Source organism: Tropicimonas sp. IMCC6043, from assembly GCF_004146235.1.
GTDB lineage: Bacteria > Pseudomonadota > Alphaproteobacteria > Rhodobacterales > Rhodobacteraceae > Tropicimonas.
The window spans coordinates 75,705-88,767 of the sequence record NZ_SELO01000004.1 but is presented as its reverse complement, the minus strand read 5'-3'; the positions used below and the strand labels follow the sequence as shown (position 1 = coordinate 88,767).

The window sequence follows — 13,063 nt, the reverse complement described above, 5'->3', positions numbered from 1 at the left end:
TCAGGCGGTCGTCTCGGGAGCGACTGAGGCGCCGCTGCGCCGGGCGAGCTTCGGAACGACGCGGCGCACCAGCTTCAACCAAAGGAGGGCGCCGCGCCACCCCGTCCGGCGTGCCAGTCTCTTGCACCCATCCGCGGATGCGAGGAGCCGTCGCAGAAGCCGGGAGTCGCCGTCCGGCATCAGGTTTTCAAGGCTCACATCTTTCGCGTAGTCCGGACGCGCGACGCGCCAGGAACCCGACAGAAGCAGCCAGCAGACCAGTTGCTCCTGCACAAATGTCCGAAGCCTGTAACCGCCGTCGCCCATATGCGACGTCCGTGCGTTGTCGGGCAGATCCGCGCCGCCAGCCTCCACATGGTCAACGTAGGCGCGTGCCAACCGTTACCATTCCTCCCAGAACGATCGCTTGGCGACGAAATAGTTGGAGTAGACCGACGTGTCGAAATCGCTCACCACGCGACGCGGGTCGATTTCCTGACCCTGATGTGCGAGGAACCGCTCGGTGCAAGCAATAAGCCCCGGGTGGAACATTTCACCACGAAGCCAAGTGTTTTCATACAGCGCGAGCGCCGTCCAATTGTAGGTGAACAAGGCCACGTCGCTATCCGGGTTCGCGGAGAGGACTCGGTCGATCTCTTCCCGTGTCAGGAGCGCCTTTTCCGGAAACTTGGGAGAGAAGAAACCATACCATGTGCGGTCTTCGAGTGTATTCGTTTCCAAGTAGTGCAGGATCGGCCAGAGCTCGAACCAATCCGCTGGACCATCGCAATTGTCGAGCGGGATGTAGCCCGGTCCGATCGATGCCTGACTGTCCCGATCATAGAAAATCTTGAAAAGCTTGACCTTTGGGACGTCCATCGGATCGCCTCTGCTTCTATTTTGCCTGCACGTGACTTCGCGGAAACCTAGCCCGATCGAGGGATACGGAACAGCCGAATTGTTGAGGCTCGCTAGCCCGGATACCGCTGCCAGCTCTGCACCGAGCCCCGGAAGACGTTGATATCGACCTTGCCCGGCACGCCCGGCACCAGCCCGGTGCCGGTATACTGCCAGAAATCCCAGTTCGCGCCGGGATAGCGTTCGGCCGGTTGCGCCGAGACCGAGCGCAGCCAGAAACGCGTTCCGGGCAGGCGGCCGATGCCGGTATCCTCCCAGAAATCGACGGTCGTGTAGAGAATCGGACGCTGCCCGTAATGCGCCTCGAGTATGTCGAGGAAAGTCTTCGCCTCGGAGCGCACCTCCGGGCCCGGCGGACGCTTGCGGCAGGTGGGAGAGCGGTGGTTCCACTCCATGTCGAGCACATGCGGCAACCCGCCTAGAATGCGCGGAACGTTGGCGATGAACCAGCGCGCTTGCGCCGCGGCCGGAGCGCAGAAGTAGAAGTAATGGTAGGCCGCGCGCGGGAGTCCGGCCCGGCCGGCGCCTGCCCAGTGGGTCTCGAACTTCGGATCGATCTCCTCGACGCCTTCCGTCGCCTTGATGAAGACAAAGGAGATGCCCGCGGCCCGGGCGGACGTCCAGTCGATGTCCTGCTGCCAGCGGGAGACGTCGAGCCCGTGAACCGGATAGCGTTCGGGTCTGCGGCCGGTCCAGGGATGTGGATCGGCGTCCTCGAAAGCAGGATAGGCGCGGTCGACGGGCCGGGCGGACGAGGACGCTTGGCGGCTTCCGCCGCCGCCGCAGGCCGTCAGGAAGAGCGCGAGAAGAGGCAGTATCAGGACAAGTCGCATCGGCAATCTCCGGAACGTCCCGGCCAATCGACCCGGGCGCCGGGCCCATCAAGGCATGGAGAGCGATTCCCGGCAACCGCGAAGGCTTGCGTCCGGGCCGCGCATGACTACCTAGGCGGAGACACGCCGGAGTAGATTGAATGACAGACCTGACCCCCCGCGAGATCGTGAGCGAGCTCGACCGTTTCATCATCGGCCAGAAGGACGCCAAGCGCGCCGTGGCCGTTGCGCTGCGCAACCGCTGGCGGCGCAAGCAGCTCGACGACGACCTGCGCGACGAGGTGTATCCCAAGAACATCCTGATGATCGGACCCACCGGCGTCGGCAAGACCGAGATATCGCGCCGGCTGGCGCGGCTTGCACGCGCGCCCTTCATCAAGGTCGAGGCGACCAAGTTCACCGAGGTCGGCTATGTCGGCCGCGACGTCGAGCAGATCGTGCGCGATCTGGTGGACACGGCGATCCAGCAAACTCGCGAGTACATGCGCGACGAGGTGAAGGCGAAGGCGCATGCGAATGCCGAGGAGCGCGTGCTCGAAGCGATCGCCGGCCGGGACGCGCGCGAGCAGACCCGCGATATGTTCCGCGGCAAGCTCAAGCGCGGTGAGCTCGACGACACGGTGATCGAGCTCGAGGTTGCCGACAGCGGCCCCTCGATGCCGATGTTCGAGATCCCCGGTCAGCCCGGGATGAACATGGGAGCGATGGATCTCGGCTCGATCTTCGGCAAGGCATTCGGAGGGCGCACCACCAAGCGGCGGATGACGGTGGCCGACAGCTACGAGGTGCTGATTTCCGAGGAGGCGGACAAGCTGCTCGATGACGAGCAGGTGACCCGTGTCGCCCTGGACTCCGTTCAGGAGAACGGAATCGTCTTCATCGACGAGATCGACAAGGTCTGCGCCCGGCAGGAGGTGCGCGGCGGCGATGTAAGTCGCGAGGGCGTGCAGCGCGACTTGCTTCCGCTGATCGAGGGCACGATCGTCTCGACCAAGCATGGACCCGTCCGGACCGACCATATCCTTTTCATCGCCTCGGGTGCGTTCCACATCGCAAAGCCCTCGGACCTGCTGCCGGAACTGCAGGGGCGGCTGCCAATCCGCGTGGAACTGCGGGCGCTGACGGAGGGCGATTTCATCCGCATTTTGACCGAGACCGACAATGCGCTGACCCGGCAATACACGGCACTGATGGCGACCGAGGAGGTCGTGGTCGACTTCACCGATGACGGGATCGCAGCGCTGGCGCGGATGGCGGCGGAGGTTAATTCCAATGTCGAGAATATCGGCGCGCGGCGGCTCTACACGGTGATGGAGCGGGTCTTCGAGGAGCTGAGCTTCACCGCGCCCGACAGGTCCGGACAGCGAGTCACGGTCGACGCCGCTTTCGTCGAGGAGAACCTGGGCGAGCTTGCCAAATCCGCCGACCTGAGCCGCTACGTGCTCTGACGCACCAGACGCGCGATCGGGGCATGGCGTTTGCCCCGGTCGCGCGCTAGAGTTTTCGGACGACGGGTTACGCCTATTGGGTCGCCGTGAATTTTGTGCGGGCGCAACGGATCCTGCGGGATCGGACCTCTCCCTTGGGCGAACCGGTTTTGGCAGGTGCATCATGCTGGCATTCATTCGGGACAACGCCGCCTGGCTGGCGGCGGGTTTCCTCCTCACTTTCACGTCGAGCTACGGGCAGACCTATTTCATCTCCATCTTCGCGGGTGAGATACGCGCGGATTTCGGGCTGAGCCACGGAAGTTGGGGCGCGATCTACGCGCTCGGAACGCTCGCCTCGGCCATCACAATGCTCTGGACGGGCACGCTGGCCGACCGTTTCCGCGTGAGGGGGTTGGCGCTCTTCGTGCTGCCGTTCCTCGCCGCGGCCTGTCTCGCGATGGCGGCGGTGCCTTACGTCTGGGCCTTGCCCCTCGTCGTCTACGCGCTCCGGCTCGGCGGTCAGGGAATGACGACCCACATTGCCATCGTCGCGATGGGACGCTGGTTCGTTGCCGGCCGCGGCAAGGCTCTTTCGGTCGCCGCACTCGGTTTCACGATCGCCGAGTCGCTCCTGCCAATCGTCTTTGTCGCGCTGATGGGGCCTGTCGGCTGGCGGGCGCTCTGGGTGTTGGCTGCCTTTATGGTGCTGGCCGTGATCCCGGTTCTCCTGATACTCCTGCAGCGGGAGCGCGTTCCCTCCGCGGACGCGGAGATCAACATTTCCGCCGGGATGGACGGGCGGCATTGGCGGCGGGGCGAGATGCTGCAGCACTGGCTCTTCTGGGCCATGTTGCCGCTGATGGCAGGCCCCTCGGCCTGCATCACCTCGCTCTTCTTCCACCAGGTCCATGTCGCCGAGATCAAGGAGATCTCGCATCTCGCCTTCGTCGCGATGTTTCCGATCTTCACGGCCACGTCAGTGGCCATGATGGTGCTGAGCGGTTTCGCTCTGGACCGGTTCGGAACGGCGCGGCTTCTGCCTTTCCTGCCGCTGCCGATCGCCGCCGGATTCCTCGTGCTCGGAACCACCGGCAGCATTGCGGGCATTGCATTCGGGATGGCGCTGATCGGGCTCTCGATGGGGGCCAATTCGACCGTGCCCAACGCGTTCTGGGCGGAATTCTACGGTACCCGCAACCTCGGCGCCATCAAGTCGGTAGCGACGGCGGTCATGGTTTTCGGCTCCGCCGTGGGGCCGGTTCTGACCGGCGGGTTGATCGATGCCGGGGTCGGTTTCCAGTTCCAGTTGCAGATGATGGGGGTCTATTTCCTCGTCACTGCCGGTATCGTCACGCTTGCAATGCGGCGGGCGGGACGGCTCCTAGCGCCTGCGGGCGAGGTAGACATAGTAGGCGCCTGAGCCGCCATGGCTGATATGGGCGTCGGTGATCTGCAGGATCAACGCGCCAAGGGGCGGCTGGCGCAGCCAGTGTGGGACCTGGTTCCGCAGCACGCCGCGGGGCGTGGGGATGGGGCCGTCATCCTCCTTGCGCTTGCCCTTGCCGGTCACCACGAGCACGAGGCGGCAGCCATCGGCATGGGCGGCGATGATGAACCGCGCAAGCGCCGGATGGGCGCGGGCGAGCGTCATGCCGTGCAGGTCGATCTTGCGCTCCGGGCGCAGCTTGCCCTTCTTCATCCGGCCGAAGGTCTTCTTGTCCATCCGCACCGGTTGGCCGGCGAGGCGCGTCTCGAGCGTATGGGCGAGGTCGTGGCCCTTGGACTGGTCAAGCTTCGCCGCTTGGCCGATCCGGAAGGGTGGGATGGACTCCGGTTCCACCGTCTTGCGAAGCATCGGCGCGGCCGGCGGCTTGGGCTCCGGGCCCATGCTGGCGGGCATTCGCTCCGGATGCAGCGGCCGGGTGGTCCTGGCGACCAGCCGCCACAGCGCGCGGTCTTCCTCGGACAGACGCCGTTTGCGGACCATCGGTCTACTCTCCGTCGAGCATCGCATAGGCGCGCTGGATCGGCATCAGCACGATCATCCGACCCGGATCGCGGGTCTTTCCGGCCGCACGACCGGCTGTACCGCCGGTGCCGAAGAAGATGTCCGCCCGCTGACGGCCCTTGATCGCCGAACCGGTATCCTGGGCGATCATCAGCCGGTGCATCGGCTCGGCCCCGCCTTTCTCGATCCAGACCGGCGCACCGAGCGGCGTGTAGTCTGGATCGACAGCGATGCTGCGACCGGCGGTGACGGGCCGGTTCATGGCACCGATCGGACCCGAGTCCGGATCGTTGCCCGTGACCTCCCGGAAAAAGACGAAGGAGGGATTGTGGCGCAAAAGCCGGGGGCCTTCGACCGGGTTGCGGCGCACCCAGGACTTGATGACCTCGGCGGAGACCTGATGTGCCTTGTAGATCCCGCGGCGAATCAGTTCCTGGCCGACGGAGCGATAGCTGTGGCCGTTGTGACCGTCATAGCCGACGCGCAGGAGCTGTCCGCCGGGCAACCGAATTCGGCCGGACCCCTGGATCTGCAGGAAGAACAGCTCGACCGGATCCTCGACCCAAGCGATTTCGAGGCCGCGGCCATCGAGCAAGCCGAATTCCTCGATCTCGGCACGGGACGCCCAGGGTTCGCCCTCGGGCAGATCCTTCGGCCGTGCGAAGAGCGGGTAGCGGAATTTCTCCGTCCGGGTGAGCGAGCCGCGGAGTTCCGGCTCGAAATAGCCGGTGAAGAGCGCCTCCTCCTCGCCGCCGATCAGGACCGGGCGAAAGAAGAGCTCGAAGAAGCTCCGACCGCCGCCCTTCTCCCGCGCGAGCTTGCACAGCCCCTGCCATTCCGGGCCGTCAGGGATGTCGCATGTATTGAGAAAGACCTCGAGCGCGGCCGCGTGGTCGTCCTGCGCCCAGCCGTCGAGCTGATCGAAGGACAGGATCTGAAAATCGCTGTCGGCAAGGGCCGGAGCTGCGGCCGCGAGGAGGGCCGCGAGACCTATCGCGCGGCCCGCTGGCGTCATTCGCCTGTGGCCACCAGCTGCCAGTTCGGATCATCCCCGCCCATTTTCCGGGCGAAGGTCCAGATATCGCGCTGCCGCTTGATCTCGCTGGCGGAGCCCTCGATCACCTCGCCCGCGGCGTTGCGTACCACCGAGGTCAGCTCGCCGACGAAGCGGACGGTGATCTCGCCGGTATCGCTGGCCTTGTCGAACTCCGCGCCAACAAGGGACAACTCGCGAACGCCGACGAAATTGGCGTCGACCGAAAGGCCCTCTGCCTCGCGCTGCCGGATAACATCGGCAAAGGCGTCATGGACATCCGGGCTCAGGAACGGAGCGACCTGGTCGATATCGCCATGCTCGAACGCCATCAGGATCATTTCGTAGGCGCCACGGGCACCTTGCAGGAATTCGCCGACACTGAAGGCGGGCTCGACCCGCTTCATCTGTCCGAGCGCTTCCGCAGCCGGGCTTCCCTCCGCGACATGGTCGGTGATGTCATGGTCCACCCCACCTTCGATCACCTCGAAATCAGGGCGACCGCCGGAACGGTCCGCCTTGCTCTCGTTGAGCGGAAGCGGCGGCTTTTCAAAACCTTCTCGCGTCCCGAGGACGGACCGGAGCCGCAGAATCAGGAAAATCGCGATCCCGGCCAAAACCAGGAGCTGGATCACGGCAGCGCTCATCGAATTCCTCTTCTTCGTCCTCGGGGTTGGTAAGCGGGTGTCACCGCACTTATGTATGCCGTCGGGGATGACAAGTCCACAAACACCGCCCTTCGGAGATAACCCATGCCGCTGTTCCTGCTGTTCCTCGCCGTACCGCTGATCGAGATCGCGCTGTTCATCCAACTCGGCTCGCTGCTCGGTCTCGGCTGGACGCTGCTGATCGTCGTTCTGACCGCGCTGCTGGGCACCTGGCTCGTCCGTCAGCAGGGACGCGATGTCCTCGTCCGGGTCCAGCGGTCGATCGGCGAGCTCGACGATCCGACCGAACCGCTGGCGCATGGTGCGATGATCCTGTTCGCCGGCGCGCTGCTACTGACGCCGGGCTTCTTCACCGACACGGTAGGTTTCCTGCTGCTGGTGCCGAAGGTCCGGGAGAGGATGTTCCGGTGGATCCGCTCGAAAGTCGTCGTGACATCTGCGAGTGGCACGACGCGGCGGACCTATCACTCCGGGGCGCACCCGGCGGGGGGCGATACGATCGACGGGGACTATACCGAAGTCGGAAGCGCGCCGCGGCGCACCAGAGGTCCTTCAGGCTGGACACAGGATTGAGGCGCCGCGCTGGCTCTGGTAAGGCCGCTGCAGCCAATGACGTGAACCATTCTGGAGACCATGATGTCCGACCAACCCAAAGACAACGGTGCAGCCCCTGACGGCACTGCACAGCAGCCCGCTCAACCGAAGATGCAGGTTCTCGGGCAGTATATCCGCGACCTGTCCTTCGAAAATGTCGTTGCGCAGAAGGGCGTGAACGGTGAGGTGCAGCCGGATGTTCAGGTCCAGGTGAATCTCGACGCCAAGAAGCGCAATGTCGCAAACCAGTATGAGGTGGTCACCAAGTTCAAGGTCGAGTCGCGCAACAAGGGCGAAGACAAGTCACCGCTCTTCCTGCTTGAGCTGGAATATGCCGGCATCTTCCTGATCGAGAACGTGCCGGAAGAGCAACTGCATCCCTTCCTGCTGATCGAGTGCCCGCGGATGCTCTTCCCCTTCGTACGCCGGATCGTGTCGGACATGACCCGCGACGGTGGCTTCCCGCCGCTCAACCTCGACAATGTTGACTTCGTGGCGCTCTACCGGCAGGAGCTCATCCGCCGGGCCCAGGCCGAGCAAGCCAAGAAAGCGCAACCGGACGCCTGACCTGCCGGACCGCGCCGCCTGTCGATTGGAACGTCGGTTTCCGGGGTTGCGAAAGCGCGGACGGATCAGTCCGCGAAGCTTTTCCAGAGCGCATCGTCACCGAGGCTTTCGACACGCCTCGCATGGGCGACGCGCTCTTCTTCTGTGAGGCGGGACGGCAGCGGCTTCGGACGCGGATGCGGCCGCCAGGCGCCGTCATCGACCATGGCAGGCCCGGTCTTTCTCGACAGCACAAAGTCGGGCTGACGGCCGCCGATGAGTTCGAGATAGACATCCGCAAGGATCTCGGAATCGAGAAGGGCGCCATGCAGCGTCCGGTTCGAGTTGTCGATACCGAAGCGCCGGCAGAGCGCATCGAGCGACGCCGGTGAGCCGGGGAACCGCTTTCGAGCGATGGCGAGCGTGTCGAGCGCGCGCGACATCGGAAGCTGCGGGAATCCGGCCCAGTCGAATTCGGCATTAAGAAATTTCATGTCGAAGGAGGCGTTGTGGATGACGAGAATCGCATCGCCAACGAAATCGACGAATTCCTGCGCGATCGCTTCGAACGGCGGTTTGTCGGCGAGGAAATCGGCGGAAATGCCGTGGACCTCGAAGGCCTCGGTCGGCATGTCGCGCTTCGGATTGATGTATTGGTGATAGGTGCGGCCGGTTGGGACGTGGTTATCAAGCTCCACGCCGCCGATCTCGACGATCCTGTGGCCATCGAACGGATCGAGGCCGGTGGTCTCGGTGTCCATCACGATTTCACGCATGATCTCTCCTCAGCGTTTTCATCAGGCTGCGAACCCCTTGCCGGGCGCCGTCGAGCGTCGTGCTATCGATCACGGTGTCGGCGCGGGCACGTTTTTCGGCATCCGGCATCTGCTTGCTCAAGATGGCATGGAACTGCTCGGGCGTCATGCCCGGACGGGCGAGCACGCGGCGACGTTGTTCTGCGGCCGAGGTCGAGACGACGACGACATGGTCCATATCCGCGTTGGCACCCGTCTCGAACAGAAGCGGAATGTCGAAGAGCAGGAATGGCGCCGGATTACTTGCGATCCAGTCGATGCGATCGGCCAGAACAAGCGGATGGACGACCGCCTCGATCCGGCGCAATGCCGTCTCGTCCCGCGCGATCCAGGATTTCAACGCGTGACGGCTGACCGTGCCGTCGATGATGGCCTCCGGATGGAGCGCCCGGATTGGTTCGATCGCCCCGCCGCCGGCGCCGTACAGACGGTGAACGGCTGCATCGGCGTCCCAGACCGGAACGCCTTCGTCGGCAAACATCGCCGCCGTGGTCGACTTTCCCATGCCGATGGATCCGGTCAGGCCGATCAGGAAAGGAGATGTCATTCGCTGAGCACCGCTGCACGCAGGGCCTCGTTGACCTCTGGCCGGTGGCCGAACCAGCGCTCGAAACCGGGTACCGCCTGGTGGAGCAACATGCCGAGACCGTCGACGGTATGGCATCCGCGCGCGGCGGCCTCTTCGAGAAATCGCGTGCGCAACGGCACGTAGACCGCGTCGGTCACGACGGCTCCGGGGGTCAGGGCGTCGAATGAGATCTTCATCTCCGGCTCGCCGGCCATGCCAAGCGACGTGGTGTTCACGACCGTGGCGGCCCCTGCGAACATCGCACCCGCCCGGGACCAGTCATGCACGCTGATCTTCGGTCCGAACTCGGTGCGCATGGCATCGGCGCGCGCCCGGGTCCGGGTGGAGATCCGGACCTCCGGCGCACCGGCCTCGAGCAGCGCGGTGACGATGGCACGGGAGGCGCCGCCGGCGCCGAGCACTGCGGCCGGCCCTTTGCGTGCGTCCCAGTCCGGCGCGTTCTGGCGCAGATTCGAAAGGAATCCGTAACCATCCGTGTTATCCGCGTGGATGCGTCCGTCCTCGTGGAAAATCAACGTGTTGGCGGCACCGATAATGGCGGCGCGGTCCGTCACCATGTCGGCCACCACGAGCGCAGCTTCCTTGTAGGGGATGGTGACATTTGCTCCGACGAAACCCATACGCGGCAGCATCCGCAGGACGTCGGCCAGGTCCTCCTCAGTGACCTCGATCGGAATGTAGTGGCCCGCGATACGATAGCTGCGCAGCCAATACCCGTGCAGTTTCGGTGACAGCGAATGCGCAACCGGGGCGCCAATGACCCCTGCAAGCGGAATCCTGTTGCTCATGTCTCGATCACCCCCCGAGCCGCAAGATGGTCCAAGAGCGGCAGAAGCGGAAGCCCGAGAACGGCGAAGAAGTCCCCGTCGATACGCGTGAACAACCGAATCCCCTCTGCCTCGACCTGATACCCGCCGACGCAGTGGCGAATCTCATGCCAGTTGCGCTCAACATAAGCGTCGACATAGGCCGGAGAGAGAGAGCGCATGGTCAGCGTCACGCGCTGGACGTGGCGCCAGACCGGATGGCCATGATCCACGAGGACGGCGGCGGAGTGCAATTCATGCGTCTTGCCTGACATCCCGAGGATCTGTGCAACAAGCTGATCCGCTGAATCCAGCTTTGCGAGCACCGCGCCTTCGAACTCAAGGATCTGGTCACAACCCAGCACCAACGCCTCGGGCGCCTTGCGGGCAGCTTTCATTGCCTTGGACTCGGCCAGGTGATCGGCCATGTCGCGCGGAGAGAACCCTTCCGCCTGCATCGCAAGGCGCAAGGCCTCCTCGTCAATGCGTGCCTTGACAACATCGAAGGGCACCCGCGCGTCTTGCAGCATCTTCGCCCGGATTGCCGAGCTCGACGCGAGGAGTAGGGGTGGCATGTGGATATCCTCGTGGAGAAGGCAGGGGGTTGTGTCAGGACGCCTTGTGGCCCGATTGGGACAGAATTTCCAGCCCGGGCATTTTCGCGCCTTCTTCACCCGAGAGCGTCGATCGCTCCACCTGTCCGAAACCTTCTTCACTGGTCCGGGACAATGCAACGCATCCACAGAGCGTCATGAATGATCCACACATCTATCCAGAGGTCCACATACACTAAACATCTAGAATTTATGTGTTTTTTCGGATTGTCAGGACTTGGGGACAGGCAGTTCTTACGAAAATCACGTTGTGGACAACCTCACGATTCACGCGGCAATCCACAAATCCACAGCTCCAACATCAACTCCTTCTTTTCTTTTCTTTCTTTCTTATTTTAAGGAGACCGAGGCACGAGGAGGGTACCCGCATGATTGGTGACTGGTTGGCGAACATCTATCTCTGGACGAAGTCGCTGCATGTGATCTCGATACTGGCCTGGATGGCCGGTCTGTTCTACCTGCCTCGGCTGTATGTTCATCACACCGAGCAGACTGTGCCAGGCACAGAGATGGACACCGTGTTCCAGATGATGGAGCGGAAGCTCTTGAAACTGATCATGAATCCGGCAATGATCGCGAGCTGGGTGTTCGGGCTGATGCTGGTCTTCACGCCCGGGATCGTCGATTGGACGTCCCTGTGGCCCTATACGAAGGGTGCGGCGGTTCTGGCAATGACCTGGGTTCACATGTGGCTCGCGTCGCACCGGCATGATTTCGTGAACGGCGATTTCAAGCTCTCGGGTCGGACCTACCGGTGGATGAACGAGCTTCCGACAGTGCTCATGATCATCATTGTCTTCTCGGTGATCCTGCGCTTCTGAGCCCAAATCGGCAGGAGTGATTGACTTGTGGCGGAGAAGCCCCTAGATGGGCGCCCAATGGCTCTTCTGCCAGGTCTCTCCAGTCACAGCTGAAAACAACGCCGAATGACCCGGCGTAGGAACGTTATTCATGGCCGAAATCTCTCTCACCCTCTCCGAACTGAAGGCGAAAAGCCCGAAGGATCTTCTGTCGATGGCCGAAGAGCTGGAGATCGACAACGCGTCGACGATGCGCAAAGGCGACATGATGTTCGCCATCCTGAAGGAGCGCGCCGAGGACGGCTGGGAGATCGCCGGCGACGGGGTGCTTGAGGTGATGCAGGACGGGTTCGGGTTCCTGCGTTCGCCGGAAGCGAACTATCTGCCGGGTCCCGACGATATCTACCTTTCGCCCGACATGATCCGGCAATACGCTTTGCGGACCGGGGACACGGTGGATGGCGTGATCCAGGCGCCGCGGGAGAACGAGCGCTATTTCTGCATGACGAAGGTCACGCAGATCAATTTCGAGGATCCGGAGCGGGCTCGCCACAAGGTCAACTTCGACAACCTGACACCGCTCTATCCGGACGAGCGCTTCCAGATGGAAATCGACGATCCGACGACCAAGGATCGGTCCGCGAGAATCATCGACCTGGTCGCGCCGATCGGGAAGGGGCAGCGTTGCCTGATCGTGGCGCCGCCGCGGACGGGTAAGACGGTGCTCCTGCAGAACATCGCCCATTCGATCGAGCGGAACCACCCGGAGTGCTATCTGATCGTGCTCCTGATTGACGAACGGCCGGAAGAGGTGACCGACATGCAACGGAGCGTGAAGGGCGAGGTGATCTCCTCGACCTTCGACGAACCGGCGACACGTCACGTGGCGGTTTCTGAGATGGTGATCGAGAAGGCAAAGCGTCTGGTCGAACACAAGCGAGATGTTGTTATACTTTTGGACTCGATCACAAGACTTGGTAGGGCGTTCAATACAGTCGTACCCTCTTCGGGAAAGGTCCTGACCGGTGGTGTGGATGCCAATGCGCTGCAACGGCCGAAGCGGTTCTTTGGTGCAGCGCGGAATATCGAAGAGGGCGGGTCCCTGACGATCATTGCGACCGCGCTGATCGATACCGGCAGCCGGATGGACGAAGTGATCTTCGAAGAGTTCAAGGGCACCGGTAACTCGGAGATCGTTCTGGATCGGAAGGTCGCCGACAAGCGGGTCTTCCCGGCGATGGACATCCTGAAATCCGGAACTCGGAAGGAAGAACTTCTTGTCGACAAGGGCGATCTTCAGAAGACCTTTGTGCTTCGGCGAATCCTCAACCCGATGGGCACCACGGATGCGATCGAGTTTCTGATCTCCAAGCTGAAACAGACGAAGAGCAACGCGGAGTTCTTCGATTCCATGAACACCTGAGCGGGCG

The 13,063-nt window shown here is 63.1% G+C and carries 16 protein-coding genes; 6 read left to right on the top strand and 10 right to left on the bottom strand.

Annotated features, from left to right (window positions below; genetic code table 11):
* The 3 genes from EU800_RS06435 to EU800_RS06425 form a co-directional block, all read right to left on the bottom strand.
* Window positions 1–378 (bottom strand): hypothetical protein, encoded by a 378-nt coding sequence (locus EU800_RS06435; protein WP_129629762.1) that lies wholly within the window; start codon window positions 376–378, stop codon window positions 1–3.
* A gap of 3 nt (window positions 379–381) precedes the next feature.
* Complete coding sequence (locus EU800_RS06430) at window positions 382–858, bottom strand: hypothetical protein (RefSeq protein WP_129629760.1); 477 nt, start codon at window positions 856–858, stop codon at window positions 382–384.
* A 92-nt stretch (window positions 859–950) separates the two neighbouring features.
* On the bottom strand, window positions 951–1,730 hold the full coding sequence (locus EU800_RS06425) for a GH25 family lysozyme (RefSeq protein WP_129629758.1): 780 nt from the start codon (window positions 1,728–1,730) through the stop codon (window positions 951–953).
* 140 nt (window positions 1,731–1,870) lie between these two features.
* Between EU800_RS06425 and hslU the strand changes: the two genes are divergently transcribed.
* Window positions 1,871–3,178: an ATP-dependent protease ATPase subunit HslU gene (gene hslU, locus EU800_RS06420; protein ID WP_129629756.1), complete on the top strand. Its 1,308-nt coding sequence runs from the start codon at window positions 1,871–1,873 to the stop codon at window positions 3,176–3,178.
* Window positions 3,179–3,341: 163 nt separating this feature from the next.
* On the top strand, window positions 3,342–4,580 hold the full coding sequence (locus EU800_RS06415) for an MFS transporter (protein ID WP_129629754.1): 1,239 nt from the start codon (window positions 3,342–3,344) through the stop codon (window positions 4,578–4,580).
* Here EU800_RS06415 and EU800_RS06410 read toward each other — a convergent pair.
* The 3 genes from EU800_RS06410 to EU800_RS06400 are packed head-to-tail and all read right to left on the bottom strand — an operon-like array spanning window position 4,542 to window position 6,848.
* The gene (locus EU800_RS06410) at window positions 4,542–5,147 is read right to left on the bottom strand and encodes a Smr/MutS family protein (RefSeq protein WP_129629751.1); all 606 of its coding nucleotides are present in this window, start codon (window positions 5,145–5,147) and stop codon (window positions 4,542–4,544) included. The two genes, EU800_RS06415 and EU800_RS06410, sit on opposite strands and share 39 nt — an antisense overlap.
* Before the next feature lie 4 nt (window positions 5,148–5,151).
* Complete coding sequence (locus EU800_RS06405) at window positions 5,152–6,183, bottom strand: murein transglycosylase A (RefSeq protein WP_129629748.1); 1,032 nt, start codon at window positions 6,181–6,183, stop codon at window positions 5,152–5,154.
* Complete coding sequence (locus EU800_RS06400) at window positions 6,180–6,848, bottom strand: Tim44/TimA family putative adaptor protein (RefSeq protein ID WP_129629746.1); 669 nt, start codon at window positions 6,846–6,848, stop codon at window positions 6,180–6,182. Before EU800_RS06400 ends, EU800_RS06405 begins: the two co-directional genes overlap by 4 nt.
* A gap of 105 nt (window positions 6,849–6,953) precedes the next feature.
* Here EU800_RS06400 and EU800_RS06395 point away from each other — a divergent pair, with 105 nt between their 5' ends.
* Window positions 6,954–7,442, top strand: a complete 489-nt coding sequence (locus EU800_RS06395; RefSeq protein ID WP_129629744.1) for an FxsA family protein — start codon at window positions 6,954–6,956, stop codon at window positions 7,440–7,442.
* Window positions 7,443–7,505: 63 nt separating this feature from the next.
* Complete coding sequence (secB, locus tag EU800_RS06390; protein WP_129629742.1) at window positions 7,506–8,030, top strand: protein-export chaperone SecB; 525 nt, start codon at window positions 7,506–7,508, stop codon at window positions 8,028–8,030.
* Between the two features lie 65 nt (window positions 8,031–8,095).
* Here the strand turns inward: secB and dnaQ are convergent, their stop codons facing one another.
* Genes dnaQ through EU800_RS06370 form a run of 4 tightly spaced genes read right to left on the bottom strand, consistent with a single transcriptional unit; the run spans window position 8,096 to window position 10,794 of the window.
* Entirely contained in the window at window positions 8,096–8,785 is a 690-nt protein-coding gene (gene dnaQ / locus EU800_RS06385; protein WP_129629740.1) for a DNA polymerase III subunit epsilon, read from the bottom strand.
* Window positions 8,778–9,371: a dephospho-CoA kinase gene (gene coaE / locus EU800_RS06380; protein ID WP_129629738.1), complete on the bottom strand. Its 594-nt coding sequence runs from the start codon at window positions 9,369–9,371 to the stop codon at window positions 8,778–8,780. Before coaE ends, dnaQ begins: the two co-directional genes overlap by 8 nt.
* Window positions 9,368–10,201: a shikimate dehydrogenase gene (locus tag EU800_RS06375; protein ID WP_129629736.1), complete on the bottom strand. Its 834-nt coding sequence runs from the start codon at window positions 10,199–10,201 to the stop codon at window positions 9,368–9,370. The genes coaE and EU800_RS06375 overlap by 4 nt, the downstream gene beginning before the upstream one ends.
* A complete protein-coding gene (locus EU800_RS06370; protein ID WP_129629734.1) occupies window positions 10,198–10,794 on the bottom strand; it encodes a nucleoside triphosphate pyrophosphatase in 597 nt (198 codons plus the stop codon). The genes EU800_RS06375 and EU800_RS06370 overlap by 4 nt, the downstream gene beginning before the upstream one ends.
* Window positions 10,795–11,201: 407 nt before the next feature.
* Between EU800_RS06370 and EU800_RS06365 the strand changes: the two genes are divergently transcribed.
* Window positions 11,202–11,654: a CopD family protein gene (locus EU800_RS06365; protein ID WP_129629732.1), complete on the top strand. Its 453-nt coding sequence runs from the start codon at window positions 11,202–11,204 to the stop codon at window positions 11,652–11,654.
* Window positions 11,655–11,784: 130 nt separating this feature from the next.
* The gene (gene rho / locus EU800_RS06360) at window positions 11,785–13,056 is read left to right on the top strand and encodes a transcription termination factor Rho (RefSeq protein ID WP_129629730.1); all 1,272 of its coding nucleotides are present in this window, start codon (window positions 11,785–11,787) and stop codon (window positions 13,054–13,056) included.
* Window positions 13,057–13,063 lie beyond the last annotated feature (7 nt).

Bases quoted from the DNA above. Each gene is read 5' to 3' on its own strand.
- EU800_RS06410 (WP_129629751.1), bottom strand. From the start codon at position 5,147: ATGGTCCGCAAACGGCGTCTGTCCGAGGAAGACCGCGCGCTGTGGCGG.
- hslU (WP_129629756.1), top strand. From the start codon at position 1,871: ATGACAGACCTGACCCCCCGCGAGATCGTGAGCGAGCTCGACCGTTTC.
- EU800_RS06365 (WP_129629732.1), top strand. From the start codon at position 11,202: ATGATTGGTGACTGGTTGGCGAACATCTATCTCTGGACGAAGTCGCTG.
- EU800_RS06400 (WP_129629746.1), bottom strand. From the start codon at position 6,848: ATGAGCGCTGCCGTGATCCAGCTCCTGGTTTTGGCCGGGATCGCGATT.
- EU800_RS06405 (WP_129629748.1), bottom strand. From the start codon at position 6,183: ATGACGCCAGCGGGCCGCGCGATAGGTCTCGCGGCCCTCCTCGCGGCC.
- EU800_RS06370 (WP_129629734.1), bottom strand. From the start codon at position 10,794: ATGCCACCCCTACTCCTCGCGTCGAGCTCGGCAATCCGGGCGAAGATG.
- EU800_RS06375 (WP_129629736.1), bottom strand. From the start codon at position 10,201: ATGAGCAACAGGATTCCGCTTGCAGGGGTCATTGGCGCCCCGGTTGCG.
- EU800_RS06430 (WP_129629760.1), bottom strand. From the start codon at position 858: ATGGACGTCCCAAAGGTCAAGCTTTTCAAGATTTTCTATGATCGGGAC.
- EU800_RS06415 (WP_129629754.1), top strand. From the start codon at position 3,342: ATGCTGGCATTCATTCGGGACAACGCCGCCTGGCTGGCGGCGGGTTTC.
- secB (WP_129629742.1), top strand. From the start codon at position 7,506: ATGTCCGACCAACCCAAAGACAACGGTGCAGCCCCTGACGGCACTGCA.
- EU800_RS06425 (WP_129629758.1), bottom strand. From the start codon at position 1,730: ATGCGACTTGTCCTGATACTGCCTCTTCTCGCGCTCTTCCTGACGGCC.
- rho (WP_129629730.1), top strand. From the start codon at position 11,785: ATGGCCGAAATCTCTCTCACCCTCTCCGAACTGAAGGCGAAAAGCCCG.
- coaE (WP_129629738.1), bottom strand. From the start codon at position 9,371: ATGACATCTCCTTTCCTGATCGGCCTGACCGGATCCATCGGCATGGGA.
- EU800_RS06395 (WP_129629744.1), top strand. From the start codon at position 6,954: ATGCCGCTGTTCCTGCTGTTCCTCGCCGTACCGCTGATCGAGATCGCG.
- dnaQ (WP_129629740.1), bottom strand. From the start codon at position 8,785: ATGCGTGAAATCGTGATGGACACCGAGACCACCGGCCTCGATCCGTTC.